23 protein-coding genes and 1 tRNA gene are annotated in these 24,727 nt (G+C 73.5%); 16 read left to right on the forward strand and 8 right to left on the reverse strand.

Translation table 11 applies throughout. The annotated features are described in order from the left end of the window. The first annotated feature begins 613 nt into the window (after positions 1-613). The 7 genes from OYE22_RS19165 to OYE22_RS19195 all read left to right on the forward strand — a co-directional run bounded on the left by OYE22_RS19165 (position 614) and on the right by OYE22_RS19195 (position 8,541). Positions 614-1,096: a CarD family transcriptional regulator gene (locus OYE22_RS19165; RefSeq protein WP_009716930.1), complete on the forward strand. Its 483-nt coding sequence runs from the start codon at positions 614-616 to the stop codon at positions 1,094-1,096. Between the two features lie 781 nt (positions 1,097-1,877). Next, complete coding sequence (gene ispD / locus OYE22_RS19170) at positions 1,878-2,657, forward strand: 2-C-methyl-D-erythritol 4-phosphate cytidylyltransferase (protein ID WP_277321547.1); 780 nt, start codon at positions 1,878-1,880, stop codon at positions 2,655-2,657. Beyond that, complete coding sequence (gene ispF, locus OYE22_RS19175) at positions 2,647-3,156, forward strand: 2-C-methyl-D-erythritol 2,4-cyclodiphosphate synthase (protein ID WP_277321548.1); 510 nt, start codon at positions 2,647-2,649, stop codon at positions 3,154-3,156. The genes ispD and ispF overlap by 11 nt, the downstream gene beginning before the upstream one ends. A gap of 237 nt (positions 3,157-3,393) precedes the next feature. Continuing rightward, positions 3,394-3,798, forward strand: a complete 405-nt coding sequence (locus tag OYE22_RS19180) for a PPOX class F420-dependent oxidoreductase (RefSeq protein WP_277321549.1) — start codon at positions 3,394-3,396, stop codon at positions 3,796-3,798. A gap of 168 nt (positions 3,799-3,966) precedes the next feature. After that, positions 3,967-5,361: a cysteine--tRNA ligase gene (gene cysS / locus OYE22_RS19185; RefSeq protein WP_187062174.1), complete on the forward strand. Its 1,395-nt coding sequence runs from the start codon at positions 3,967-3,969 to the stop codon at positions 5,359-5,361. Between the two features lie 142 nt (positions 5,362-5,503). Then, positions 5,504-6,460, forward strand: a complete 957-nt coding sequence (gene rlmB, locus OYE22_RS19190) for a 23S rRNA (guanosine(2251)-2'-O)-methyltransferase RlmB (RefSeq protein WP_277321550.1) — start codon at positions 5,504-5,506, stop codon at positions 6,458-6,460. A gap of 206 nt (positions 6,461-6,666) precedes the next feature. Further along, complete coding sequence (locus tag OYE22_RS19195; protein WP_277321551.1) at positions 6,667-8,541, forward strand: DoxX family protein; 1,875 nt, start codon at positions 6,667-6,669, stop codon at positions 8,539-8,541. Between the two features lie 189 nt (positions 8,542-8,730). Here the strand turns inward: OYE22_RS19195 and OYE22_RS19200 are convergent, their stop codons facing one another. The 3 genes from OYE22_RS19200 to ugpC all read right to left on the reverse strand — a co-directional run bounded on the left by OYE22_RS19200 (position 8,731) and on the right by ugpC (position 11,675). Beyond that, positions 8,731-9,432, reverse strand: a complete 702-nt coding sequence (locus OYE22_RS19200; RefSeq protein ID WP_277324207.1) for a nucleotidyltransferase family protein — start codon at positions 9,430-9,432, stop codon at positions 8,731-8,733. Positions 9,433-9,830: 398 nt separating this feature from the next. Continuing rightward, positions 9,831-10,247, reverse strand: a complete 417-nt coding sequence (locus OYE22_RS19205; protein WP_277321552.1) for a hypothetical protein — start codon at positions 10,245-10,247, stop codon at positions 9,831-9,833. 291 nt (positions 10,248-10,538) lie between these two features. After that, positions 10,539-11,675 carry a sn-glycerol-3-phosphate ABC transporter ATP-binding protein UgpC gene (ugpC, locus tag OYE22_RS19210; RefSeq protein WP_277321554.1) on the reverse strand — a complete coding sequence of 379 codons (1,137 nt, stop codon included), beginning with the start codon at positions 11,673-11,675 and terminating at the stop codon, positions 10,539-10,541. A 473-nt stretch (positions 11,676-12,148) separates the two neighbouring features. On the opposite strand from ugpC, the gene OYE22_RS19215 reads away from it, so the two are divergent. Next, positions 12,149-12,221: transfer RNA gene (locus OYE22_RS19215), tRNA-Thr, on the forward strand. 154 nt (positions 12,222-12,375) lie between these two features. Here the strand turns inward: OYE22_RS19215 and OYE22_RS19220 are convergent. Continuing rightward, positions 12,376-12,573, reverse strand: a complete 198-nt coding sequence (locus OYE22_RS19220; RefSeq protein ID WP_277321555.1) for a hypothetical protein — start codon at positions 12,571-12,573, stop codon at positions 12,376-12,378. A 228-nt stretch (positions 12,574-12,801) separates the two neighbouring features. On the opposite strand from OYE22_RS19220, the gene OYE22_RS19225 reads away from it, so the two are divergent. The 3 genes from OYE22_RS19225 (at position 12,802) to OYE22_RS19235 (ending at position 14,532) form a co-directional block, all read left to right on the forward strand. After that, complete coding sequence (locus OYE22_RS19225) at positions 12,802-13,728, forward strand: SDR family oxidoreductase (RefSeq protein WP_277321556.1); 927 nt, start codon at positions 12,802-12,804, stop codon at positions 13,726-13,728. A gap of 73 nt (positions 13,729-13,801) precedes the next feature. Continuing rightward, positions 13,802-14,155, forward strand: coding sequence for a hypothetical protein (locus OYE22_RS19230; RefSeq protein ID WP_277321557.1), 354 nt, complete (start codon positions 13,802-13,804; stop codon positions 14,153-14,155). Between the two features lie 107 nt (positions 14,156-14,262). Then, positions 14,263-14,532: a hypothetical protein gene (locus tag OYE22_RS19235; RefSeq protein WP_277321558.1), complete on the forward strand. Its 270-nt coding sequence runs from the start codon at positions 14,263-14,265 to the stop codon at positions 14,530-14,532. Between the two features lie 151 nt (positions 14,533-14,683). Here the strand turns inward: OYE22_RS19235 and OYE22_RS19240 are convergent, their stop codons facing one another. Next, positions 14,684-15,745 carry a YncE family protein gene (locus OYE22_RS19240; protein WP_277321559.1) on the reverse strand — a complete coding sequence of 354 codons (1,062 nt, stop codon included), beginning with the start codon at positions 15,743-15,745 and terminating at the stop codon, positions 14,684-14,686. 137 nt (positions 15,746-15,882) lie between these two features. On the opposite strand from OYE22_RS19240, the gene OYE22_RS19245 reads away from it, so the two are divergent. The 3 genes from OYE22_RS19245 to OYE22_RS19255 all read left to right on the forward strand — a co-directional run bounded on the left by OYE22_RS19245 (position 15,883) and on the right by OYE22_RS19255 (position 19,170). After that, positions 15,883-16,788: a LysR family transcriptional regulator gene (locus tag OYE22_RS19245; protein WP_277324208.1), complete on the forward strand. Its 906-nt coding sequence runs from the start codon at positions 15,883-15,885 to the stop codon at positions 16,786-16,788. A 337-nt stretch (positions 16,789-17,125) separates the two neighbouring features. Further along, positions 17,126-17,533 (forward strand): Rid family hydrolase, encoded by a 408-nt coding sequence (locus OYE22_RS19250; protein ID WP_277321560.1) that lies wholly within the window; start codon positions 17,126-17,128, stop codon positions 17,531-17,533. 728 nt (positions 17,534-18,261) lie between these two features. After that, positions 18,262-19,170 carry a hypothetical protein gene (locus OYE22_RS19255; protein WP_277321561.1) on the forward strand — a complete coding sequence of 303 codons (909 nt, stop codon included), beginning with the start codon at positions 18,262-18,264 and terminating at the stop codon, positions 19,168-19,170. A 101-nt stretch (positions 19,171-19,271) separates the two neighbouring features. Here the strand turns inward: OYE22_RS19255 and OYE22_RS19260 are convergent, their stop codons facing one another. Further along, complete coding sequence (locus OYE22_RS19260; protein ID WP_277321562.1) at positions 19,272-19,907, reverse strand: TetR/AcrR family transcriptional regulator; 636 nt, start codon at positions 19,905-19,907, stop codon at positions 19,272-19,274. A 148-nt stretch (positions 19,908-20,055) separates the two neighbouring features. On the opposite strand from OYE22_RS19260, the gene OYE22_RS19265 reads away from it, so the two are divergent. After that, the gene (locus tag OYE22_RS19265) at positions 20,056-21,078 is read left to right on the forward strand and encodes a TIGR03620 family F420-dependent LLM class oxidoreductase (protein WP_277321563.1); all 1,023 of its coding nucleotides are present in this window, start codon (positions 20,056-20,058) and stop codon (positions 21,076-21,078) included. Here the strand turns inward: OYE22_RS19265 and crcB (OYE22_RS19270) are convergent. Beyond that, the gene (crcB, locus tag OYE22_RS19270) at positions 21,075-21,449 is read right to left on the reverse strand and encodes a fluoride efflux transporter CrcB (RefSeq protein ID WP_277321564.1); all 375 of its coding nucleotides are present in this window, start codon (positions 21,447-21,449) and stop codon (positions 21,075-21,077) included. The genes OYE22_RS19265 and crcB (OYE22_RS19270) overlap by 4 nt on opposite strands. Further along, complete coding sequence (gene crcB / locus OYE22_RS19275; protein ID WP_277324209.1) at positions 21,446-21,880, reverse strand: fluoride efflux transporter CrcB; 435 nt, start codon at positions 21,878-21,880, stop codon at positions 21,446-21,448. Before crcB (OYE22_RS19275) ends, crcB (OYE22_RS19270) begins: the two co-directional genes overlap by 4 nt. Positions 21,881-23,390: 1,510 nt before the next feature. Here crcB (OYE22_RS19275) and OYE22_RS19280 point away from each other — a divergent pair. After that, positions 23,391-24,641, forward strand: coding sequence for a TrmB family transcriptional regulator sugar-binding domain-containing protein (locus tag OYE22_RS19280; RefSeq protein WP_277321565.1), 1,251 nt, complete (start codon positions 23,391-23,393; stop codon positions 24,639-24,641). Positions 24,642-24,727 lie beyond the last annotated feature (86 nt).

A 24,727-nucleotide genomic window follows, 5' to 3' on the forward strand; every position in this document is an offset into this window, starting at 1 on the left:
CTCCCACACCGGGCGGCCCCCTACCGTGGCCGGGCCCGCCCCGCGCGAGGCCGGCCCGGGCGGGGGGTGGGCCCGACGCGCGCCGCCCGCGCTTCCCCCCGGCCTCCTCCCGGCGGCGCCCGCCACACGGTGAACACGCCTGTGAACAGTCGTTGAACAAGTACGGGGAGAACGCTCCGCAATCACCCGCGCGCGGACCCCGCGCCGAATATCGGCCGTCGCGCGCCGGGATGAATATCGGCGCGGAATGCAGGCGCTCGGTGACGGTCGCGTGAATTGATCACGAAGGTGATCTACGTGGCCTGATCAATTCGAGGAAACGGCGCGGAGTGGCCGGCCCGAGACCGAACGGAGTAGCGGAACTCGCACGCTCAGAGTCCGGCAAACCGGGACGTACGGCCTGTCGCGCGGGGGTGTCGCGGGATGTAACGTCCGCGTTTCTCCTTGCCCGGACAGTGGCTCCCACCTGCGAATTCCCCCTTCCCGACGCCGCTCGAAGCACGTTCCGAGTGCTGTTGTCAAGCCCCGAGATATGCCCTGACCTGCGAAAACGCCATTCAGAACGGGGCGTTCACGTGTTACTCTGGATAGCCACGGAAGGGGTACCTGTCACATGACGTTCAAGGTTGGCGACACCGTGGTCTATCCCCATCACGGGGCCGCGCTGATCGAGGCCATCGAAACTCGCCAGATCAAAGGCGTGGACAAGACCTACTTGGTGCTGAAGGTCGCCCAGGGCGACCTGACGGTTCGCGTACCAGCGGACAATGCGGAGTTCGTCGGCGTACGCGATGTGGTCGGCCAGGACGGGCTGGACCGGGTCTTCGAGGTGCTGCGCGCACCGTATGCGGAGGAGCCCACGAACTGGTCCCGTCGTTACAAGGCAAACCTGGAGAAGCTCGCGTCCGGTGACGTGATCAAGGTCGCCGAGGTCGTGCGCGACCTGTGGCGTCGTGAGCGTGAGCGCGGTCTTTCCGCTGGTGAGAAGCGCATGCTCGCCAAGGCCCGGCAGATCCTGGTCAGCGAACTCGCTCTCGCGGAAAGCACCAACGAAGACAAGGCTGAGGCCCTGCTCGACGAAGTTCTCGCATCCTGAGGACTTTCTGCGAACCCACGGACACGGGGTCGTTGCCGGTGTCCGGGACGTTCTGACGGACGTACACCTGCCGCAGTGCCCGAGTGGCGGTCGCGTCCCGAGGACGCGATCCCTACGCCGGGCACTGCGGCATCTGTCGTCCGGTCGCACCTGTCGGCGCGTCCGCGCCGGTGAAGCACGCTTTCCCGCAGCTCCACGCAGCACGGTTCGGCATACGGCAGCACGCTTTGGCAGTACGGCGCACCTCGGCAATCCCACGCACCACCACCCGCACGCGTCACCGACGCCTACACGGCGGCCTTGGCCGGGTGCGTCTGGCGTACGCCGGTCACCGCGAGGGCCGGCGGCCACGGCGGTGGTCCCGATCACCCACGGGGGCGGATCGCCCGACGGCACGTCGCCGATCGTTCACCGGTCCCGGTGTGCGGGGGCGCGGTGTCGTGGGGTGGTTGTGTCCGGTCACACAGCGGTCGGTCACACGGCGGTGTCCGCGCGGGGCGACACCGTCGGCGAGACGCGCATGCGGATACGCCGCGACCCCGAGAGCCATGTGGCCCAGGCGGTCGGCGGCGGTCAGGGGCGAGGGGGCGGGCAACTGGCAAGTTCTTGCGCTTCGCTCCGCCACACTGTGTGCGGTTACATCACGTGTGCGGCGATTGGTGTGCCGGGCTCGGGCACTGGCTCGACCAGTCGTCACGGAAGGGGCTGATCGGGCCGCTGCGCCCGGCACGCTCTGGCCATACCCAACTCGGCCGAGGAAGCAAACCTGAACGCCAACGCAATGTCCGCATCAGACCGTGCCGACTCCACCGACACGCGTCCCGTGCGCACCGCCGCCGTCATTCCCGCCGCCGGCCGAGGCGTCCGCCTCGGCCCGGGCGCGCCGAAGGCGCTGCGCGCCCTGAACGGCACGCCCATGCTGGTCCACGCCGTGCGCGCGATGGCCGCCTCGCGCGCCGTCTCGCTCGTGGTCGTCGTCGCCCCGTCGGACGGCGCCACCGAGGTCCGCAGACTGCTCGACGCGCACCCGCTCGCCGAGTCCGTCGCCGAGAAGACCGAGGTCGTCGTCGTTCCCGGCGGCCAGACCCGCCAGGAGTCCGTACGCCTCGGCCTCGCCGCCCTCCCCGATGACGTCAGCGTCGTCCTCGTGCACGACGCGGCGCGCCCGCTGGTGCCGGTGGACGTCGTGGACGCGGTGGCGGGCGCGGTGCGCTCCGGCGCGCCGGCCGTGGTTCCCGCGCTGCCGCTGGCGGACACCGTGAAGCAGGTCGAGCCGCGTACCGGCGGCGAGCCGGAACCGGTCGTCGGCACCCCGGAACGGGCCAGGCTACGGGCCGTCCAGACCCCGCAGGGCTTCGACCGGGCCACGCTGGTCGAGGCGCACGAGCGCGTCGAGCTGGCGGGCGAGGGCGCCACCGACGACGCGGGCATGGTCGAGCGCATCGGCCGCGACGTGGTGGTCGTCCCCGGCCACGAGGAGGCGTTCAAGGTGACCCGGCCGCTCGACCTGGTCCTGGCCGAGGCCGTACTCGCCCGCAGGAGGGCCAACGATGGGTTCTGAGTCGCCCGCCGAGCAGCCCGCCGTGGTGCTCCCCCAGGTCGGCATCGGCACCGACATCCACGCCTTCGAGGAGGGCCGCGAGCTGTGGTGCGCGGGCCTGCGCTGGGAGGGGGAGGGGCCGGGTCTCGCGGGTCACTCCGACGCGGACGTCGTCGCCCACGCCGCGTGCAACGCCCTGTTCTCCGCCGCCGGCCTCGGCGACCTCGGCGCCCATTTCGGCACCGGCCGCCCGGAGTGGGCCGGCGCGTCGGGCCTGACCCTGCTCACCGAGGCGGCCCGCATCGTGCGCGCGGCGGGCTTCACCATCGGCAACGTGGCCGTGCAGGTGGTCGGCCCGCGCCCGAAGATCGGCAAGCGACGCGAGGAGGCCCAGGAGGTGCTGTCCGCCGCGGTCGGCGCCCCCGTCTCCGTCTCCGGCGCGACCACCGACGGCCTGGGCTTCACCGGTCGCGGCGAGGGCCTGGCCGCGATCGCGACGGCTCTGGTCGTACGCCGCTGAGCCGCGCGCCGAGCGCCGGTCCGGGGCGGTGACCCGCGTGAGTCACCGCCTCCACGCGTGCGGGGCCCGGGCCCCGCACGCGGCCGAGTCGGCGCCGGGCGCGCTGCTCCGTACGGCTCACGCGCGGGTGGGGAATGCGGGTGGGCCCGGGGCTGTTGGGTACCCATCGAGGAACCTGCCCCGTGATCCACTGCCGGGCGAGACCGCCAGGCGATCGACGTGACGGAAGGACCCACCGTGTCAGCCGTACTCTCCGAAGACCTCAAGCGCATCCTCGACGGGCCGGTCTTCGTGACCATCGCGACCATCCAGCCCGACGGGAGTCCGCAGCTCTCCGTGGTCTGGGTCAAGCGTGACGGGGACGACCTGCTGATCTCCACCACCGTCGGCCGTCGCAAGGAGAAGAACCTCGCCGCCGACCCGCGGGTGACCGTGCTGGTCAACCCGGCGGACGCGCCGTACACCTACGCCGAGATCCGCGGCACCGCGACCGTTGGCACCGAGGGCGGCCAGGAGCTGATCGACGAGCTGTCGCTGAAGTACACCGGCAAGACGTACGCGGAGTTCAACCCGCGCAGCGGGGAGGACGCGGAGCGGGTCGTGATCCGGGTGACGCCGCGCAAGGTCGTCGGCCGACTCTGACCCAGGCCGGCTCCGACCCCTGCCGGTCCGCCGGCCGACCCCGTCGCCACCGCACCCCCGCCGCACAGCGCCCCACGATCTGACCGAAGCGCGCCGAATATCACGCTTCTGTGTCCGCGCGGGCCCGGGGGTCGCGGGGCACTGCCCTGTTCCGACTACCCTTGTGGCGTGACCATTCGCCTGTACGACACCAGCGCCCGGCAGACCCGTGACTTCACCCCGCTGACGCCGGGCTGTGTCTCGATCTACCTCTGTGGCGCGACCGTGCAGGCCGCACCGCATATTGGGCACATCAGGTCGGGCCTGAACTTCGACATCATGCGCCGCTGGTTCACCTACCGCGGCTATGACGTGACGTTCATCCGCAACGTCACCGACATCGACGACAAGATTCTGGTCAAGGCCGCCGAGAGCGGCGAGCCGTGGTGGTCCATCGGCTATCGCAACGAGCGCGCCTTCAACGACGCGTACGAGGCGATCGGCTGCCTGCCGCCCACCTACGAGCCGCGCGCGACCGGGCACGTCCCGGAAATGATCGAGATGATGAGCGGTCTGATCGAGCGCGGTCACGCGTACGCCGTCGACGGCAACGTCTACTTCGACGTGCGGTCCTTCCCGGAGTATCTCCAGTTGTCCAACCAGGAGTTGGACAACCTGCCGAACGCCGGCGACGTCGGCGCCGGCAAGCGCGACGGGCGCGACTTCGCGATGTGGAAGGCGGCCAAGCCCGGCGAGCCGAGTTGGCCCACGCCCTGGGGCCGTGGCCGACCCGGCTGGCACCTGGAGTGCTCGGCTATGGCCCACAAGTACCTGGGCCGCCGCTTCGACATCCACGGCGGCGGCATCGACCTAATCTTCCCGCACCACGAGAACGAGATCGCGCAGGCCAAGGCGTACGGCGACGGCTTCGCCGACTACTGGGTGCACAACGCCTGGGTGACCATGAGCGGCGAGAAGATGAGCAAGTCGCTCGGCAACTCGGTGCTCGTCTCCGAGATGGTCAAGCGCTGGCGCCCCATCGTGCTCCGCTACTACCTGGGCACCCCGCACTACCGGTCGATGATCGAGTACAGCGAGGAGGCCCTGCGCGAGGCGGAGTCCGCGTTCGCGCGGATCGAGGGCTTCGTCCAGCGCGTGGTCGAGAAGGCCGGCCCGGTCGAGCCCGCCGCCGAGGTGCCGCCGGCCTTCGCGGAGGCGATGGACGACGACCTCGGCGTCCCGCAGGCCCTCGCGATCATCCACACCACGGTCCGGCAGGGGAACTCGGCGCTGACCGCGGACGACAAGGAGTCCGCGGTCGCCCGGCTCGCCGAGGTGCGCGCCATGCTCGGCCTGCTCGGCCTCGACCCGCTGGACGAGCGCTGGTCGTCCGGCGGCGAGCGCGGTGAGGACCTGCACGGCGTCGTGGACTCGCTGGTGCGCCTCGTACTGGAGCAGCGGCAGGCCGCGCGCACCCGCAAGGACTACGGCACGGCGGACGCCATCCGCGACCAGCTCCAGCAGTCCGGACTGGTGATTGAGGACACTCCGTCCGGCCCGCGCTGGGAGCTGGGACCCCGCTGAGCTGGGCGGACAGCGGAACAGAAAGCCACGCCGGAACGGCTCGGTGTGCCGCGCGGTACGCCGGGCGGCACACTTTCCGTAACATCGACTTTTTTGCTGAGCAGTACGGGCTGAGCAGTGAGCAGTAAGAGACAGGTGACCCATGGCCGGTAACAGCCAGCGCAGGAACCGCCGCACGTCCAACAAGAAGGGCGCGACGGTCGGCAGCGGCGGCAAGCGGCGCCGGGGCCTGGAGGGCAAGGGCCCGACCCCGCCCGCCGAGATGCGTAAGGGACACGTCAAGCAGCGGGCGGCCAACGCCAAGGTGCGGCAGGCGGCCAAGCGGCCCGCGCCGCGCCGTGGCGGGCCCAAGGGCACCAACGAGCTGGTCGTGGGGCGCAACTCCGTCTTCGAGGCGCTGCGCGACGGCGTGCCGGCCAGCGCGCTGTACGTGCAGCAGTTCATCGACAGCGACGAGCGGGTGCGCGACGCCCTGCGGCTGGCGACCGAGCGCGGCGGCATCAACCTCATGGAGGCCCCGCGCCCCGAGCTGGACCGCATGACCAACGGGCTCAACCACCAGGGCCTGGTGCTCCAGGTCCCGCCGTACGACTACGCGCACCCCGAGGACCTGGCCGCCGAGGCGTTCGACGCCGGCGAGGACCCGCTGATCGTCGCCCTCGACGGGGTCACCGACCCGCGCAACCTCGGCGCGGTCGTCCGCTCCGTCTCCGCGTTCGGCGGGCACGGCGTCGTCGTGCCCGAGCGGCGCGCGGCCGGCATGACGGCCGGCGCGTGGAAGACGTCGGCCGGCACGGCGGCGCGCACCCCCGTCGCCCGCGCCACCAACCTGACGCGCGCGCTGGAGGCGTACCAGAAGGCCGGCATCACGGTCGTCGGCCTGGCCGCCGACGGCGAGCTGGAGCTGAGCGAGGTCGAGGCGCTGGACGGTCCGCTCGTCGTGGTGGTCGGCAGCGAGGGCAAGGGCCTGTCGCGCCTGGTCAGCGAGACTTGTGACCTGCGGGTACGCATCGCCATGCCGGGCGGCGCGGAGTCCCTGAACGCGGGCGTCGCGGCCGGCGTGGTGCTGTACGAGGCGGCTCGCCGCCGCCGTCGCTGAGCGGCGGCGCGTCGGCCCGCCGCGCGGTTCGCGGCGGCGGGCCGGGCGGGCCCGTGAGAGGCGAGGGGCGCGGCTCGTTTCGCGCCGCCCGGCGTGCCGCCGGGCGGCGCTGGCCTGCGCTTGGGTGAGGCGACGGCGGGCTTGACGGGTCTCGGACAGTTTCGAGGCGGTCAAGGCAGTGTCTTAACCGGGGGTCACTCGGTTAGATGAGCGTGGACACCAGAACACCCCGCACACCTCCGGGGGGACGCTCACCGGGATTTGACGACGAGCCGCGCCTGAACATGGCGAAGGTGCCGAGCGACCCCGCGCAGGTCGTGGTCTCCCACGCGAGTTTCCGAGTGCAGCTCGCGACCCCCGTCAAGAGCAGCGCGCTCGTGGAGACGGCGCGGATGGCCGCGCTCGCCGGGGCTGGTGCCGGCCTGGGAGCGCGCCCGGCGCGGCGCAGAGCCCCGGTGGTGTGGAGCGGTCGTACGAGCCCGGGCGACGGCGCGGCGACCCAACTCCTGCAGGCCGTACGACAGTCCGAGGCCAGCCTCGCCGCCACCGCGACGACCGGCGCCACGCGCACCGTGCGCCCGCCGAGCCCCACCTCCGGCGCCGCGACCACCCCGTACGGCGAACCCGAGGGCCCCGGCGGTGACGTGGGCGCCACCCAGGTGCTGCCGCGCGTCGCCGTCGGACAGCCCGAGCCCCCCGCCCAGGCCCTGGTCATCGGCCCCCGCACGCCGTACAACGACGAGACCCCGCCGGGTGGCACGCGGTACGCGCGCGGCCGGTTCGACGGCAGCCCGGACGCCGACTCACCGGACGACGGGCTCGACACCGGCGAACACACCACGGTGATCGGCCCCGTCGCCGGCGGTGACGACGGCACGGCGCGGTGGCACTCGGCGGCGTACGCCGACGCCGCCGACGAGACGGACACCGGCCCCGCCGGCGCGTCGCGGCGCGCGGCGCGCGGGCGGCGCAACCCCGACGCCGTGCGCCACGCGTACTACCCCGGGCGCCGGATGAACCTGGGCGTCGTGCTGCTCCCGCTGCGCGTCTTCCTCGGCTTCATCTCGATCTACGCGGGCATGGGCAAGCTCTGCGACCCGGTGTACTTCGACGGCGGCGAGCGCGGGTCGATGGTCATCTGGTTGCAGTCGCTGCACCCGTGGGACGTGGCGTCCCCGTTGCGTGACTTCGCGCTCGAACACCCCGTGGGCGCCGGCCTGACCATCGCGTTCTCGCAGGTCGTGGTCGGAGTGCTGACCGTGTTCGGGCTGTGGCAGCGGCTCGCCGCGTCGGTCGGGGCGCTGCTGTCGGCCGCGCTGCTGGTGACGGTGAGCTGGCGGACCGTGGCGGCGTACGACGCGCCCGACATCATCTACCTCGCCGCGTGGAGCCCGCTGATCATCGCCGGGGCGCCGGTCTACTCGATGGACGCCCGGCTCGCGGGCGAGGCGTGGCGGCGGCTCGGGCCGCGCGTCGAGGTCCGCGACCTGCGCCGCCGCGTGCTGCGGCGCGGCTCGGTGCTGGCGGCCGTGATCACCGGCCTGACGCTGCTGATCGGCTCGATGCTGGGTGGCGCGGTGCGCTCCTCGGACACCGTGCGGGTGCCGGGACCGAGCGAGCCGCCGACCAACCACCTGCCCGGCAAGCCGCTGCCGGGCACGCCCGAGGCGAGCAAGTCGCCCGGCAGCCGCGGTCCGGAGGACAAGCGGAGCGGTTCGCCGTCCGCGGCCGACGGCACGCCGAGCCCCGCCTCGTCGGCCCCCAGCGTGGCGAGCACGCCGGGCGTCACCGGGCAGCAACCGGCCCCCGGAGGGCTGACCGCGGGGCCGAGCCAGCCCCGGGTGCGACAGCAGCAGCAACAGAGCCAGGTCGGTGGCGGCCAGACCAGCAGCCAGACCTCGGGCGCCCAGACCGCCCCGCAGGCGCAGCCCGAGGCCCCGCAGTCCGCGCCCCAGCAACAGCGGCAGGCCCCGCCCCCGGCCAGCGACAGCGACCTGGAGAGCGACTCCGACAGCACCAGCGGAGGCGGTACGAGCGGCGGCATGGGCCGCGAGGGCGCCCTCGGCGGCCTGCTCGGCTAGCCACTCCGGCGTACGAGCCCACCGCGGCCCCGTACGCCTCCTCGTACAGCAGCGGCGTCCCACCGGGGCGCCGCTGCTGCCGTTGGTACGGGCGCGCGTACGGGGGCCGTGGGCCCGCTGGGGGCCGCCGTCGGTCGAGGCCCGCGCGCCGTCACACGGCGGCCTCGGGGCGTGCGAGCCGTGTCCGGCTCAGCCCTTGTCCGCCGGGCCGCCGGTGGCCAGTTCCTTCGCGGCCTCCGTGAGGTCCTTGGCGGTGTCGATGGCGCGCCAGTACGCGCCGTGCGGCAGCGGGTAGCCCGCCAGCCGGCGTTCGCGTGCGAGGCGGGGGAAGGTGGTCCGCTCGTGGTCGCCTCGGTCGGGCAGCAGGGTGGTGAAGTCGGCGGAGAACACGTACACGCCGGCGTTGATCAGGTACGGCGACGGAGGCGCCTCGATGAAGTCGAGGACGTGCCCGAACTCGTCGGTCTCCACCGCGCCCCACGGGATGCGCGGCCTGGCCAGCGCGAGGGTGGCCGCCGCGTCGCGCTCGTGGTGGAAGCCCGCCATCTCGCGCAGCGAGAACCGGGTCCAGATGTCGCCGTTGGTGGCGTACCAGGGCCGGTCCGGGTCGGGGAGCGAGGCGGCGGCGTACTTGAGGCCGCCGCCGCGGCCGAGCGGCTCGTTCTCGACGACGGTGGTGACACGGAGCGGGAGGTCGGCGCTGGCCAGCCAGTCCTCAAGGACCTCGGCGAGGTGGCCGCAGGAGACGACGGCGTCCGTCACGCCCTCGGTGGCCAGCCAGTTGAGCTGGTGGCCGATGATCGGGGTCCCGGTGCCGGGGATCTCGACCATCGGCTTAGGGCGGTCATCGGTGTACGGGCGCAGCCGCGAGCCCTGGCCGCCGGCGAGGATGACGGCCTGGGTGGGGGCGGCGGAGTCCGCGGCGGGGCGCGGGGCGCGCTCGGGCGCCGCGGCGGGCGACGGGGAGCCCGCGGCCACGGACGGGCCCGTGGCGGCGGCGGTGCCGGGGGTGGCGGTGCCGGGGGTGGCGGTGCCGGGGGTGGCGGTGCCGGGGGTGGCGGCGCGCGCGGGCCCGCCGGGTGCCGGCCGCCGATGGGGCGCGTCGGGGCCGGCAGGGGTCGTGGGACGGATGGGATCGTCGGTCATGGTCCGCACGATAAGTGCTGGCCGGCGCGGACGCCGACCAGACGCTGGACCTCGCATGCCGACTCGTACGACGGGTCACATCTCACGCGGCGGGCCGAGCGGCGGGCCGGCGGCGGATGCCGGAGGCGGCCCGCTGTCGGGCCTCAGTTGGCCTGGGCGACGCCGGAGGCGAACGAGGTGTCGCACACGGGCCGGGAGAAGGCGTGGGCGCGGTGGGCGGCGCCGCCGTACTTGGCGACCGCCGCGCGGCCGAGCGCCCGCGCGATGGAGGCGCAGTGCCGGGCGAGCGAGGGGCGCTCCGTGATGGCCTCCTGGAGGTCGGTGAGGGCCACGCCGGGGTCCTTCTCCTGGAGTTCGGTGAGGAGTTGGTCGCGCAGCACCTCGTGCTGGGGGCGCTGGCCGGCCTGGCTGGAGGCGTTCTTGGAGGAGGCGGTGAGCACCGAGTCCCCGGAGTTCCCGGCCCACGGCACGGCGGTGACCGCCAGGGTGCCGGAGAGGATGAGAACGACGGGGAGGACGAAGGCGAGGGTTCTGCCGATACGGCGGGCGGCCTGGTTCATGCCCGCGATCGTAGCGAGCAGTGATGATTTGGCGACATTTAGTCACCCTGTTGAGGGATGACATGGCATCCACATGCGATTCGCGTGTTGACGCACACGGATCGAAATGCCTGTTCTGCGGGGATTTCACTACGACAGCGCCGCGCATCCGCATTGCGGCGGATGCGCGGCGCGTGTCGGCTACCAGTGCCCAGCGTCTCCGTCATCCCCCCGGTCCCCGCCCGGAAATCCGCCCGTACGGGGGTGGTTGGGTGATCCCGAGAGAGGGGAGGGACGGCGGCGGGGAGGGCGTCAGTCGGTGAGGCGCTCGCCGGTGGAGGTGGCGAAGACGTGGGTCTCGCCGGGGCGCGGGACGACGTGGAGCACGCTGCCCTTCTCCGGCACCTGGCGGCCGTTGACGCGGACGACGAGGTCCTTGGTCGAGCCGCCGACCTCGGCGCTGCCGTAGACGTAGCCGTCGGCGCCGAGTTCCTCGACCACGTTGACGGTGACCGGGAGCCCGGCCGGGGCGTCGCTGGCCGCCTTGGCCAGGGTCTTGGTGGCGCCGCCGTTCTGCTCGACGACGTCGAAGTGCTCCGGGCGGACGCCGACGGTGACGGTCTTGTCGCCCTTGTCGGCCGCGGCGGCGAGGGCCTCGCGGCTGACGGGAACGACGCTGTTGCCGAACTTCACGCCGCCGTCGGCGATCGGGACCTCGACCAGGTTCATGGCCGGCGAGCCGATGAAGCCGGCGACGAAGAGGTTGGCCGGGCGGTCGTACATGTTCCGCGGCGAGTCGACCTGCTGCAGCAGCCCGTCCTTGAGCACCGCGACCCGGTCGCCCATGGTCAGGGCCTCGACCTGGTCGTGGGTGACGTACACGGTGGTGATGCCGAGCCGCCGCTGCAGGCTGGCGATCTGGGTACGGGTCTGCACGCGGAGCTTGGCGTCCAGGTTGGACAGCGGCTCGTCCATGAGGAAGACCTGCGGCTCACGCACGATCGCCCGGCCCATCGCGACGCGCTGCCGCTGGCCACCGGAGAGCGCCTTGGGCTTGCGGCTCAGGTACTCGGTGAGGTCGAGCATCTTCGCCGCCTCCTCGACCTTGGCCCGGATCTCGCTCTTGTTGACGCCCGCGATCTTGAGGGCGAAGCCCATGTTGTCGGCGACGGTCATGTGCGGGTAGAGCGCGTAGTTCTGGAACACCATGGCGATGTCCCGGTCCTTCGGCGGCAGGTGGGTGACGTCCCGGTTGCCGATGCGGATGGCGCCACCGTTGACGTCCTCAAGCCCCGCGAGCATCCGGAGCGAGGTGGACTTGCCGCAGCCGGAGGGGCCGACCAGGACGAGGAACTCGCCGTCCTGGATGTCGATCTCCAACTGGTCGACGGCGGGCTTGTCGGAGCCCGGGTAGATCCGGGTCGCCTTGTCGTACGTGACCGAAGCCATGGTGCATTCCCTTCACCGGCAGGAACGTGCCGGACGATCCGAGTAAAGGTCGAGCGGAGCCTTCCGCACGCCGACGACGGCGGGGAAGGGGTCTAGTCCACTGACCAGACTTGCCGTGACGGTACCTGGCCAGGGCTCTCGTGTCAGTAGCCACCGCCGGAGAAGTTCCGGGTGGTGGGAGCGGGTGGGTGTGCTGGGTGGGGGCGGTGGGTGGGTGTGGGGGTGCGGTGGCGGGTGGTGGTGGCGGTCGGTGGGTGGGTGGTCGGTGGACGGGTTGGGTTCGGGTGGGGCTGGGTGGGTGGTGGCTGGGTTGGGTGGCCGGGGCCGGGGCTGGGGGCGGCGCGCGGCCACGGGTGCGGGAGGATGCGGGCGGGTGGCGGCTCGGGCTTGGGTTGGTCGGTGCGCGGGTCGTGCGGGTCCAGGGGAATTCCGGCCGGGGCACGCCGTGAGCGTGGGTACACTGCTGGGGACGCGCCGACTTAGCTCAGTTGGTAGAGCACCGCTCTTGTAAAGCGAAGGTCGTCGGTTCGAACCCGACAGTCGGCTCTGTGTGCGGACACGTCGTTGGGCCGCGCGAAACGCCCCGGACCTGGGTTGGTCCGGGGCGTTTGGTTTGGGGGCTGATGGGCGGCGGTCGTGTGGGCGGGCGCCGACGTGGGTGTGGGAACGTGTCGTGCGGGTGGTGGGGGCGGGGCGGGGGTCAGGGGCGTGAGGGCTGGTCGTCGCCGGGTTCCTGGTCGTAGTCGTCCGGGGTGATGTTGGCCTCGTCCATCGCCTCGGCCAGGGTGCGGCTCGTCGCGCCGGGGGTTTGCTGTTCGTCCTTCTGGTGCGTGTCCGGGTCGCCGAGCACGTCGTCCGTCTTCGGTGTCTTGCGGCGGCTCTCCTCGGGAGTCGTCATGGTCCCTCCGTTCGTGGGGTGTGCTGGTGGTGCGGTGTGTGTTGCTTGTCCGGGTTCGAGTGATCGACGGGTACCCCGGGGCCCGTCCGCGCACACGGGGGAGTGGGGTCGTTTGTCGGGGTTGTGGTGTGGGCACCCGGGCCGGGCGATTCGCGGGGGCGGCCCCCGGGGGTCGCGGTGCGAGCAGCCGCTCGCGGCCGTTGACGGAGTCCGTACAGGAGGCGCATCGTGCAGCACGACAGCTCACCGAACGATGGCGACCGGGGGCGTGCGGCGCCGCAGGTCACCTCGGAGCCGGCCCCGCCCTTCGACGCGGTGAAGCAGTCCCGACCCGGCCTTGAGTCCGAGATGGACCCCCGGCCCCACTACCGCGCCGAGCGCTACCGGGCGGCGGACAAGCTGCTCGGCAAGACCGCGTTGATCACCGGCGGCGATTCGGGCATCGGGCGGGCCGTCGCGGTGCTCTACGCGCGGGAGGGCGCGGACGTCGCGATCGTCTACCTCCCGGAGGAGCAGTCCGACGCGGAGGAGACCCAGCGGGCCGTGCGGGAGCACGGCCGTAGCTGCCTGCTCGTTCCCGGGGACCTGTGTGACCCGGAGTTCTGCCGTGAGGCGGTCGAGCGGACCGTACGGGAGTACGGGCAGCTCAACATCCTGGTCAACAACGCCGCCTACCTCAACAGCAAGCTGGAGCTGGAGCAGCTCTCGGCCGAGGACTGGGACCGTACGTTCAAGACCAACGTCTACGCCTACTTCCACCTGGTGATGGCGGCCCTGCCGCACCTGGGGGAGGGCGACGCGGTGATCGCCACGGCCACCGAGGAGGCGCTCAAGGGCAGCGTCACCATGATCGATTACGCGGCCTCGAAGGGAGCGTTGATCATCTTCACCAAGTCGATCGCTCCCCACCTGGCCCGCCGCGGCGTACGCGCCAACGTGGTGGCCCCCGGGCCCACGTGGACGGCCCTCAACAACGCCGATCCACACATGCCCAAGGAGGGCCTGGACCAGCTGGGCAGCGACACGCCGCTGGGGCGGCCCGCCCAACCGGAGGAGATCGCTCCGGCGTACGTGTACCTGGCCTCGGACGCCGATTCCAGCTACACCATCGGCGAGACGATCGCCGTCACCGGTGGGATGGTCGACACCCGATGAGCCCCGGGCGGCCGCGCGGTCGGTCCGGCCGGCGGTCCCCGCACCACCCTCGACGCGAGGAGAGTGAGCGACGATGAGCGAAGCGAACCGCAGCGACCTACCGCTGCCCGACTACGACGGGCTCCCCCTCGGGGAACTCCAGCACCGCGTCCGCGCCCTGGACGCCACGGAGTTGCGGACCCTGCTGGAGTACGAGCAGAGCCACGGGCAACGTACCGCCGTCGTCGAACTGCTCACGGCACGGCTGGAGCAGTTGGCGTCCGGCGCCGAGCCGACGGGGGCCGACCCCGCCGCGCCGCGGCCGCAGGCACCGCCGCGCCGCGCGGGATCGCCCGTGTCCCCGGCGACGTCGACCGAGCCGATCCACCCGCCGCCGCACGGCACGCCGGAGCAGCACGGAAAGCCGAAGGGCAACCGGGCGGTCTGACCCGCCGGGCGGGGTGACCCGTTCCGTCTACTGTCGGCCGCGTTCCCGCCGTGGACGCCGACGGGCGGACCAACTCGGTTGTCAGTGGCGCCGGTTAGCCTCGCGGTATGAGTGAGCGATGCATGCACGACATGGTCGTCGAGCAGTGCGTGGACTGCGCGCCTGCTCCCGAGGGGCTCGTGAAGCACGTGTTCGTCACGGCGGGGGGTTCGGTCTTCCATCGCTCGTCGGGGTGCAAGGCCCTGCGGGAGGGGCAGCACTACGCCCTCCGCCTGGGCATGGAGAACCATCCGCCGCGCCGCGTCGCGCTGGCCGAGGCGCGGGGGGAGGGGCGAGGTGCCTGCGCCTACTGCTTCTGGGACTACCAACCCACCTGACGGTGGTGGCGCGTCGGCCAGGTCGCGGGCGGCTCGGCCGGCGCGACCCGCCTCGGGTTCTGGTGGGTGGCTGTCGCGCCTCTCGCCCACTCGTGCCTGGGCAGGGGAGTCGGCGGCTACGGGCTACGGCTTACGGGTTACAGGTCGGCGGTTACGGGTGGCGGGGGATGTAGGCCATGCCGTGCGCGCCGGGCTCGCCCCGCTTGGGGATCTCCAGGCGGGCCAGCCGTTCCAGCGTGTCGAGGTGGACCACGTCCACGGTGGAGGACGCGGCGCAGGCGACGTAGCCGAGGAGGCCGTCGGGGGACGAGGTGATGGTCAGGGGGGCCAGGCCGACCTCGACGCTGCCGAGCCGCGCGTGGTCGTCGGTGGCGAAGACGGTGAGCCGCCCGGGCGCGTGTCGGCCGAGTTGGGAGTCCGGGGCGGGCTCCATGCGTACCTCGCCGACCAGGAGTCTGCCGGTGGCGGTGGCGTGCACCGGGAGCATGACGTGGTCGGTCGCGAGGGTGTCGGTCACGGTCGCGGTGCGCGGGTCGATGACGCGCACGCCGGGGGTCGGGCGGGGGCCGGCGGTGTCGCCGGTGGGGCCGAACGCCGCGTACGGGGCGGCGACGAAGACCTTCGAGCCGTCGGGCGAGAAGGCGAGGCCCTCGCTACCCGGCACCTCGACCTTGGCGGTGAGGGTGCCGCGTTCGAGGTCCACGAGGGAGACGAAGGGCGCCTCCTTGTTGCTGGCGCACCCCACGGTGCCCGTGGGGTCGATGACGAACCAGTGCGGCCCCGGGGCGTCGGTGTCGATGCGGCCGACGGGGCGGCGGGTCGCGGTGTCGATGACGACGACGCCGCCGGGGCGGTCGGCCGAGCCCTCGACGCTGACGTAGAGCCGGCCGCCTACGGGGTCGAGGGCCAAGCCGTGCGGGCCGTGCTCGGGGGCGAGGTCGACGACCTCGACGACGCGGCGGGTGTCGGCGTCGATGACGGTGAGTTCGCTGCGTCGGCCGGTGTTGGCGTGGTAGTAGCCGGAGTTGTACGCGGTGGAGCACCACAAGAGGCGCTGGGTCGGGTCGAAGCACAGTTCGTGCGGTTCGGCGATGACCTCGACGGTGTCGAGGTGCCGGTCGGTGGCGGCGTCGTAGAAGGACACGGTGGGGCCGCTCTGGCTGACCACGGCCACGACGTCGCCTGCCAACCGGTCACGGACGGACTGCTGCACGGAGTTCTCCCGGTGGGTCGCTGTCCCGCTCGTTCGCGGGTGGGTCCACTCTCGGCAGTCGACTGCCTCGCGGGCAATGCAAAGATGAGCACGGCATTGTTGCGCTCAGCGGAATGACCCTGGACGGGGGCGTGGGGATGGACCTGAACCTGCTGCGGGCGCTGGACGCGCTGCTCCAGGAGAACAGCGTGACGCGGGCGGCCGAGCGGCTGGGCACCTCGCCCGCCGCGGCCAGCCGGATGCTCGCCAAGCTGCGCCGGGCGGCCGGCGACCCACTGCTCGTGCGGGCGGGCCAGGAGTTGGTGCCCACGCCCCGCGCGCTGGAGTTGCGCGAGGAGGTGAGCGCGCTGGTACGGCGCTCCGACGCGCTGTTCCGGCCGGCTACCGCGTTCGATGTCAGGGAACTGCGGCGGACGTTCACCGTCCAGGCCGCCGACCTGCTGCTGACCGGCCTCGCCGGGCCGCTCCTCGAACGGGTCCACAGCGCGGCGCCGCAGGTGGACGTGGTGTTCCTGGCGGAGACGTTGGAGGGCGGCCCCGCGCTGCGACAGGGCCATGCCGACCTGGAGTTGGGCGTCCTCGGGCACCTCGATCCGGAGACCCGCGCCGAGACGCTGACCGAGGTGCCGATGGTGGGCGTCGCGCGCGGCGGCCACCCGCTGTTCGACGGGCCGATCGACGCGCGACGCTTCGCCGAGGCCGACCACATCGGGATCTCCCGGCGCGGCCGGCGACACGGTCCGATCGACGCCGAACTGGCTCGCCGCGATCTACGGCGCCGGGTGGCGGTCGTGGTGCCCGGCCACACCAGCGCGATGATGCTCGCCAGTACCAGCGACCTGGTCTCGCTCACCCTCGCCGACTGGCTGCCCGAGACCATGGCCGCCCTGGGCCTGCGCACCTTTCCCCTGCCGCTGGACCTCCCGCCGGTGGCCGTCGGCATGGCCTGGCACCCCCGTAACTCCGTTGACCACGCGCATCGTTGGTTTCGCGACCACGTCAGGGCCGTGGCGGTGGGCGCGCTGGGTGGCGGCCGGTCCTGACGGGCGCCAGCGGGGTCGGGGGGCCTCGTGGAAGGAGCCGGCCCGTGTGCGTACGATCCCCGGCCCCGGCGCCCGTCCCCGCCGCCCGGGCCGGCCTCGTCGGCGAACGGAAAACGCGTTGACCGGGACGTGGCCCCGCGTGGCAGGCTGGCGATGTCCACCCGTACGCCGTGTGGCCTGTTGACCTGTGCCGCAGGGTGTCCGGTGGGCGCGTCGTCGGCTCCGCCCGTTGCCGGCCAGGTAGCCGGTCGTCGGCCCGGTCGTCGGCCACGCCCGTGGGGTGCGAACGTCCGCTGTGACCGTCCGTTTCGACCGCTGCCCCGCGAGGAGTCGCGCCATGGCCCGTGCCGTCAGTCTCATCCGTTCCGCCACGCTGTCCGACGTCGCCGAGTACGCGTACGCCGCCACGGCACCCGCCGACGCGCGGCTGATCTTCCTCGCCGGGGCCTGCCCGCTCAACGCCGACGGGACCACGGCGGCCGTGGGGGATTACGCGGGTCAGGCCGCCAAGGCGCTGGAGAACCTGCGTACCGCGCTCGCGGACGCGGGGGCCGAGCTGACGGACGTCATCAGCACCCGGGTGCTCGTGGCCTCGCAGCACCAGGCTGACCTGGTCACCGCCTGGCAGGTGGTCAGGGACGGGTTCGGCGACCACGACGTGCCGAGCACGCTGATGGGGGTCACCGTGCTCGGGTACGACGACCAGCTCGTGGAGATCGAGTCCGTGGCGGCGGTGCTCGACTGACTCCGGGCCGGCTCCGGCCTGACGAGCGTGGGCCTGGTTCCGTGGTCCGCTGGTCCGCTGGTCCCAGGGCCCTCGGCCGACCGGCCTCGGGGTCGTCTGGCAAACGGTGCCGCGTCCGTCGTCGTGACGGGTGGGCCCGGTGGGACACACGGTCGGGGTACGTCGCGCCTGCCGCGCGTGTCATGCGCCCCCATACGTGCCGTGCGCGCCCACGTGCGTCCTGGGCGTGCCCCGTACGTGGCGTGCTCGGTGCGTGCCGGGTGCTTCGGATGGATTTCCGGGGTACCCGGCGGGCCGGCGGCGCGCGCCCCGTCGTAAAGGGAAACCCGCACCCGTACTCCGGGAATGGTCGCCTATATCGTCTGAAATCCTTTGTTTCTTAGGTATCGCGTGCCGTGTTGACCCATTCCGTCGCTCGTGCGGGGACGAAGTCCCGTCGTTTCCTGGCGGGTGGAGCGGCGGTCCGTGGACGAAAGGGGGCCGTCCGTGGGGGGCGTGTCGAGGGTGGGTCGCGGGGGCCGGTATCGGCGCTGGTCGCGCGCGGTGGCGCGGGGGCGCGGCGGCCCGGCCCGGCCGCCGGGGCGCACATGCCCCCGGCGCTATGCGGGGCGCGACCGAATGACGGCCGTGCCTGGCCGAAATCCACACCGCACTGTTTCCTCGCCCCACCTCAGGCACTAGCCATGAAACGGGTGGGAGTCGCCTGCCTGGGTGAGAGACGAGGTGCCATGACCGGTGCACGAGTGGATTTGGACGACGGACTGCGCGGAAAGGCCCGCTTCGATGAGATCTATGACCTGCCCGATCCCCGCGGGTACTTCCGGACGCTGCGACCACTCGCATACCAGATTCCCCACCACGCACAAGAGGTCTTTCAGCAACTGCTGGCCGCGCGCGTCCTGGCCGACGCGTCGAGCGCTCAGCCGGCCGAGCGCCCGCCGACCGTGGTGGACCTGTGCTGCTCGTACGGGATCAACGCCGCGCTGCTCAAACACAAGCTGACGCTGGACGAGCTGTACGAGCGGTATACGGACCCGCGATTAGCGGCCCTGACGTCGGACCAACTCATCGCGAGCGACCGGCGGTTCTTCGCCGAGCGGCGGCTGCCGGACGCCGCCCGGGTGGTCGGTCTTGACGCGGCCAAGCGTGCGGTCGGTTACGCGCGCACCGCCGGCCTCCTGGACGAGGCGTTCGGCGAGGACCTGGAGCGCGCCGATCCGGGGCCCGAACTGCGGCGCGCCGTGGCTGGCGCCGGGTTGGTCACGGTCACCGGCGGCATCGGGTACATCACCAGCCGCACCGTCTCCCGGCTGGCCGAGGTGATCGAGGGCCCGCTGTGGGTGGCGGCGTTCGTGTTGCGTGGCGTGTCGTACGAGCCGGTGGCGGAGGCGTTGCGCGGGTTCGGTCTCGTCACCGAGACGGCGGGTCCTAAACGTACCTTCGTGCAACGGCGGTTCGCGGATGTGGCCGAGCGTCGGCACGCGATCGCCGGGGTGGTGGCGGCCGGCGCCGACCCGCGGGGCAAGGAGGACCAGGGCTACTACCACGCGCAGTTGTACGTGTCCCGGCCCGCGGCACACGTCGCGGCCTTCCCGCTGGCGGACTTCGTGGGTGACGGCGGCGCCTCACCGAGGTGAGCGGCCCGGCGCGCGCCGTCACGGGCCGGCCCGTCTCGTCCCGGCTCGTCCCGCCCCGCCCCGCCGTCGTACCGGACGGACGGGGCGGGGCGGCGGCGTGTTCAGCGCGGGCGTACGCCGTCGAAGACCAGGTCGAGGAGGCGCGTCGGGTCGGTGGGCCGCGCGGTCGTGTCGGTGGTCGTCTCGGCTGCCCAGGCGACCGCCGTCGCGAGCTGGACGAGTTCGGCCGCGGTCAGGTCAGCCCGCACCCGACCGCTTTCGCGTGCCTGGGCCACCAGTTCGGCGGCGGCCCGCTCGACGGCCTGGCAGCGCGCGCCCAGGGGGCCTTCCGCCGTGCGGGCGGCGTGCGCGTAACTGGTGGCCAGGCCGCGGTAGCGGGTGATGTGGCGGACGAGCGCGGCGACCCACCGGGCGAGGGCGTCCGGTTGGTCGGGGGCGGCGAGCAGGTGGCCGGCCAGGTCGGCGAGGTCGTCCAGGCTCTGGCCGACGACCTCGGCCGTCAGCGCCTCCTTGTCCGGGAAGTGGCGCCACAGCGTGCCCGGGCCGACGCCGGCGCGGCGGGCGATGTCGTTCATCGCCGCCGCCTCCGTCCCCACCTCGTCGAAGAGCGCGCTCGCCGCCTCGATGAGGCGGGCCCGGTTGCGCTGCGCGTCCTTGCGCCGGCGCGCGCCCGGTCGGACCGCCCCGCCCCGCGCCGCCGTGTCGCCTTCCGTCGCCACGTCATCCTCCGTCGCCATGGCGCCTTCCGCCGTCCCCGCGCCCTTTGCTGCCATGTCGCCTTCCCGCACCACGTCGTCTCCTTCCCGCCGCCCGGCCCGGACGTACCGGAGTGGCACTCCGATACGATGCGGAGTGCCACTCCGGATTCTAGTGGGGAGATCGCCCATGCAGCCGACCCTGCCCTTCCTCAACGCCGTTGGCCTCTGGACGCCCGGCATGGACCTGCGGCCACCGGAGGAATCCGCGGCGGCCGCGGCCGAGATCGAGGCGCTCGGGTACGGCGCCCTCTGGCTCAGCGAAGGGCTAGTCCGCGACCCGTTCATGGAGGCGGCCACACTGCTGGCGGCCACCCGTTCGCTGGTCGTCGGGACAGGCATCGCGGTGATCTGGGGACGGCATCCGCGCATGGTCAAGGGGCAGGCCCGCGCGCTGCTCGACGCCCACCCGGGGCGGTTCGTGCTGGGCCTCGGCACCTCGCACGCACGGCTGGTCGAAGGCGTTCTCGGGCTGCGGTACGAGCGGCCCCTGACGGCCCTGCGCGAACACCTGGACGGGCTCGACGCGCCCGACCCGCTGCTCGCGCTGGCCGGCGTCGACGGCTCGCCGGCGGCTGACGCGCCCGGCGCGCCCCGGGTGCTCGCCGCGCTGGGCCCGCGCGCCGTCGCGCTGGCGCGGGAGCGGTCGGCCGGCGCGTTCTCCTACCTCGTCACGCCCGAGCACACGGCGCGGGCCCGCGCGGCGCTCGGCCCGGGCCGAGCCCTGATCGTGGAGCAGGCCGTGGTGGCCGGGTTGCCCGCCGAGCAGGCGCGGGAGCGGGCGCGCCAGCACATCGCGGGTTACCTGCCGGCCGCGCCCTACCGGGCCAGTTGGCGGCGGCTCGGCTTCACGGAGGCGGACTTCGCCGACGGCGGGAGCGATCGCCTGGTCGACGCCCTCGTGGCGATCGGCGACGAGGGCGTCGCGGAGCGGGTCGCGGCCCACCTCGCGGCGGGCGCCGACCACGTGTGCCTACAGGCCCTGCCGGCCCACCCGGCCGCCCTCCCGCTGGACCAGTGGCGCCGCCTGGCCCCCCTCGCCCGGCGGGCCGGCGGCGCCCGGCGGGCCGGCGGCGCCCAGCGGGCCGGCGGCGCCCCGGCGCGCGGGCGACCGGGTTCTGGCGCTGGCTCGCACGCCGGAGCCGGCGGCTAACCCAACAGGGCGCGGCCCAGGGTCGCGCCGGCGAAGGCGGCGGCGAGGCCGGTCAGCAGCGTCACGGCGACGTTGGCGGCGGCGAGCCGGCGGCGGTGGGTCTCGGCGAGGCGGAGCGTCTCGTAGGAGAACGTGGAGTACGTCGTGAGCGCTCCGCACAGGCCCGTGCCGAGCAGCGCCTGCCACCGAGAGCCGGCGGCGCCCGCGAGGGCGGCGCCGGTCAGCAGCCCGAGCGCGAGGCTTCCCACCACGTTGACCAGGAAGGTTCCGCTGGGATAGGTCGTGGCGTAGCGGGCGCGTACCCGCTGGTCGACCAGGTAGCGCAGCGGGGCGCCCACCGCCGCGCCGATGACGACCAGGAGCCAGGTCATGCGGTGGCCCGCCGTCCGGCGAGCAACCGGTCGGTGCCGGTCGCCGCGCCCCAGACCGCGACCAGCGCGGCCAGCGGGGTGAGCGCCAGGTAGCCCAGGGCGGTGGCGACCTCGCCGTCGTGGACGAGGCGTTCCACGTCCACGGCGTACGTGGAGAAGGTGGTGAACCCGCCGAGCACCCCGGTGGCGACGAAGGGTCGTACGAGCGGGGGCGCCTGCCACGCCTCCTGGAGGACGACGAGGAAGACGCCGATGAGCGCGCAGCCGACGACGTTCACGCACAGCGTCGTCCACGGGAAGGCGGCCGGCTCCGTGGGCCAGAGCAGCCCGGCGCCGTAGCGGGCGCTGGCACCGAGCGCGCCGCCGGCGGCGACCACCGCGAGCACCCGCCACCGGCTGCCCGTCCTCGGCCGGCCGAGGAACGGGGGCAGCGGGGCCGGCTCGCCGGCCGCCCGCGCGCCGTGCGGGGCGGCCGGCGGGCGCGGCTCGGCGGGCGGCGGCGTGTCCGGGGTGCCGGGGCGGGCGGCGTCCGGAGCCGAGGCCGAGCCCGGGTCTGGGGCCGGGTTCGGGGCCGGGGTGTGTTCGGGGTCTGGGTCGGGGCCGGGGCCGTTCGTCGTCGGGTGGTGGGGGTCGGGCACGAGCGGTCTCCTACGCGTCGGGCGAAGCGCCCTGGCCTGGGCTGCGGTACCAGTGTCGGCGCGGCGCGGGCCGTGGTCCGGACGGGGCCCGGCGCGCGGCGGCGCGTCGGGCCCCGTCCGGAGCCCGGTCGCGGGCCGGTGGGCGAAGGGCTGGTCCGGCGGGCCTGCTGGCTCGGCGGCGACCTCGGCGTTGCCGGCGTCCCGGCGTCCCGGCGACGTGGGCGGTGCGCGGGTGATCGGGGCGGGCCCGTGGGTGTGGTCTCGCGCGGGTGGGGGCGGAATCGCGCCACCGGTGGTCGGCGGAGGTTGACCGGGGGCGGGTAAGGATTCCGTAACTGACACACACTTGCCAATCGGGCGATGCGGCTGTCCACAACCGGACAAGTGACCGGCGCCAGCTCGCTCGGTGTAGCGACGCGTGTGCGTCGTGTGGAGGAAGTGGCGTCGAGAGGCGCACGTTTCGGCCGGCGCCGGCAGTTTGCTGTCAAGCGCGTTGCGCCGTCGGGGCAACCCCGTGACGGACCCGGTACACAACGCGGTCTTTGCCTTTTCTTTGCCTCTTGGGGTGCGTTGACTGGGTCGCGGCCAGCGAACTAATCTCGCGGCGCAGTGGGTGGGTCATTCCAGCCACGGGAAATGCACACCGGCTCATGAGCGAAGTTCGTGAGTGAAGAACGAGTGGCGCACAGGTGGACGCGGCGTCGGGGGAGAACAGCGAACCCGTCACCGCATTTTCCGACAACCGAATCTTTCGATAACGCGACTGATTCGCTCCACCTGTGTGTTCGAAGCGTTGACGACACGTTCGGGAACGCCGCGCCGCGCATCGCATGGGGGAGTCATGGCAGAACTGGCGACGATGTCACAGAGCACGGATACGAGCCCGCATACGAATCCACTGACCCAGCCGCATCCGGACCCATCCGCCCACTCAGATCCACCCGCACCGCCCGCCGAGCGGAAAGGCCCGCTGGCGAATCCCGTAAGGGCTTCGTTCACCAACGCGCTGGGAGTGCGGCACAACGCGTCATCCGCCCGCCCGGTCGGTCTTCCGGATACGGGACAGGGCGGCCGCCCGGAAATACCGGCACGCCATCGGACACCGGCCGCCGCGCATTCCGCGCGATACGCGACGCGGGATTCCGCGACGAGATCCGTGGTGCCGGGCGCGGCGGATTCCGTACGCGAAAACGAGCACGGCCACCTGGACGGGGGACGGGGGACGGCCCCCGGCGGACCGGCGGGGGCGAGGTGGGGAGCGCGGACCGCTACGGGGGGCGGCCCGGGCGACCCCCTCGCCCCCGTGGCGGGCGCGCCCACACGCGACGCCACCGCGCCGGACGCTCCACCGCAGGGCCCACCGCGCGACGGCGTCCCGCAGCAGGGTCTGCCGCCGCAGCACGGCGTTCCGCAGCAGGGCGGTCCCGCGTGGCGCGGCGCGGCCGGCGCGCGGCGCGCGGCGAGTGGCGCGGAGCGGGAGGCCGCGGGCGCCGCGTACGCCTACCCGGCCGACGTGCGGCAGCGGCCCGACGACGCGCCCCGCGAGCACGCGGAACGCGCCCGCGCCGACGGCCCACGGGCCGGCGCCGTACGCCACGGCGGGGCGTGGCCCGGCGGCGTACGGGGCGGCGACGGGTGGGCCGGGGAGGTACGGGGCGGCGACGGGGGCCGGGCGGGCCTCGGCTGGGCCGACCCCGGGCAGGCGGGGCGGAGCGCGCCCGCGTGGGGCCCGGACGGGTCGCGCGAACCGGGCGGCCGGCCCGACGCCGGGTTGTCCGACGGCGGCGAGGGCACTGAGGGCGACGAGGCGGGCGGTACGGACGCGGTGGAGCACGCGTTGCGGCAGGTCTGCGAACTCATCGAGTCGGCCGTCAGCCTGCACCGCCGCCGCTGCGAGCAGCCCGCCGCCGTGGTGGTCGCCGACGACGGGCCCGCGGCCCGCCGCACCGTGCACCAACTGATCGCCCAGGCCCGGCACGGCGTGAGCGTCATCGTGTCGAGCTGCCCGGACCAGGCGCAGTCGCTCGCACCGCTCCTCGACCAGCTCGCCGGCGTGGCGAACCGGGGCGTGGCGGTGCGCGTCCTGTGCGCGGCGGACGCGCTGGAGACGCCGGGCGTCGCGACCGCCGTGCGGCGCGGCCTGGCCGGCCACGAGGTGCGGGTGGAGACGGGCGACCTCCAGGGCGGGGTGATCGTGGACGGCCAGACGGCCTTCGTCCACGCGGGCCCCGGGCAGCCGGGCCGGTACGCCTCGGTGATCGAGGACCCGGCGTCCGTACGCGTCCTCGACCTGATGTTCGCCGCCGCCTGGCGCACCGCGATGCCGATGGCCGAGCACCTACGGCTGGCCGACCGGCTGCGGACCGACTCCGTGCGTAAGATCCTGGACCGGCTGCGCGCCGGTCGCACCGACGACGTGGCGGCCCGGGAGATCCAGGTCTCGCTGCGCACCTACCGCCGCCACGTCGCCGCCATCATGCGCGACGTGGGCGCCAACTCCCGTTTCCAGGCGGGTGTTCGGGCGTACGAACTCGGGCTGCTGGGCCCGGCCTGAGCGGCCGCCCGAGAGGGCCGGTCGCGGTGGGATCAGCGGGAGTGGGAACAGCCGGAGAGGGGCCAGCGGGAAGGGGCCGGACGGGT

Source organism: Streptomyces sp. 71268, assembly GCF_029392895.1.
Classification (GTDB): Bacteria; Actinomycetota; Actinomycetes; order Streptomycetales; family Streptomycetaceae; genus Streptomyces.

Coding starts and splice junctions, on each gene's coding strand:
- OYE22_RS19165 (WP_009716930.1), top strand. CDS start 614: ATGACGTTCAAGGTTGGCGACACCGTGGTCTATCCCCATCACGGGGCC.
- ispD (WP_277321547.1), top strand. CDS start 1,878: ATGTCCGCATCAGACCGTGCCGACTCCACCGACACGCGTCCCGTGCGC.
- ispF (WP_277321548.1), top strand. CDS start 2,647: ATGGGTTCTGAGTCGCCCGCCGAGCAGCCCGCCGTGGTGCTCCCCCAG.
- rlmB (WP_277321550.1), top strand. CDS start 5,504: ATGGCCGGTAACAGCCAGCGCAGGAACCGCCGCACGTCCAACAAGAAG.
- OYE22_RS19195 (WP_277321551.1), top strand. CDS start 6,667: ATGAGCGTGGACACCAGAACACCCCGCACACCTCCGGGGGGACGCTCA.
- OYE22_RS19205 (WP_277321552.1), bottom strand. CDS start 10,247: ATGAACCAGGCCGCCCGCCGTATCGGCAGAACCCTCGCCTTCGTCCTC.
- ugpC (WP_277321554.1), bottom strand. CDS start 11,675: ATGGCTTCGGTCACGTACGACAAGGCGACCCGGATCTACCCGGGCTCC.
- OYE22_RS19220 (WP_277321555.1), bottom strand. CDS start 12,573: ATGACGACTCCCGAGGAGAGCCGCCGCAAGACACCGAAGACGGACGAC.
- OYE22_RS19230 (WP_277321557.1), top strand. CDS start 13,802: ATGAGCGAAGCGAACCGCAGCGACCTACCGCTGCCCGACTACGACGGG.
- OYE22_RS19235 (WP_277321558.1), top strand. CDS start 14,263: ATGAGTGAGCGATGCATGCACGACATGGTCGTCGAGCAGTGCGTGGAC.
- OYE22_RS19245 (WP_277324208.1), top strand. CDS start 15,883: ATGGACCTGAACCTGCTGCGGGCGCTGGACGCGCTGCTCCAGGAGAAC.
- OYE22_RS19250 (WP_277321560.1), top strand. CDS start 17,126: ATGGCCCGTGCCGTCAGTCTCATCCGTTCCGCCACGCTGTCCGACGTC.
- OYE22_RS19255 (WP_277321561.1), top strand. CDS start 18,262: ATGACCGGTGCACGAGTGGATTTGGACGACGGACTGCGCGGAAAGGCC.
- OYE22_RS19260 (WP_277321562.1), bottom strand. CDS start 19,907: ATGGCGACGGAGGATGACGTGGCGACGGAAGGCGACACGGCGGCGCGG.
- OYE22_RS19265 (WP_277321563.1), top strand. CDS start 20,056: ATGCAGCCGACCCTGCCCTTCCTCAACGCCGTTGGCCTCTGGACGCCC.
- crcB (WP_277321564.1), bottom strand. CDS start 21,449: ATGACCTGGCTCCTGGTCGTCATCGGCGCGGCGGTGGGCGCCCCGCTG.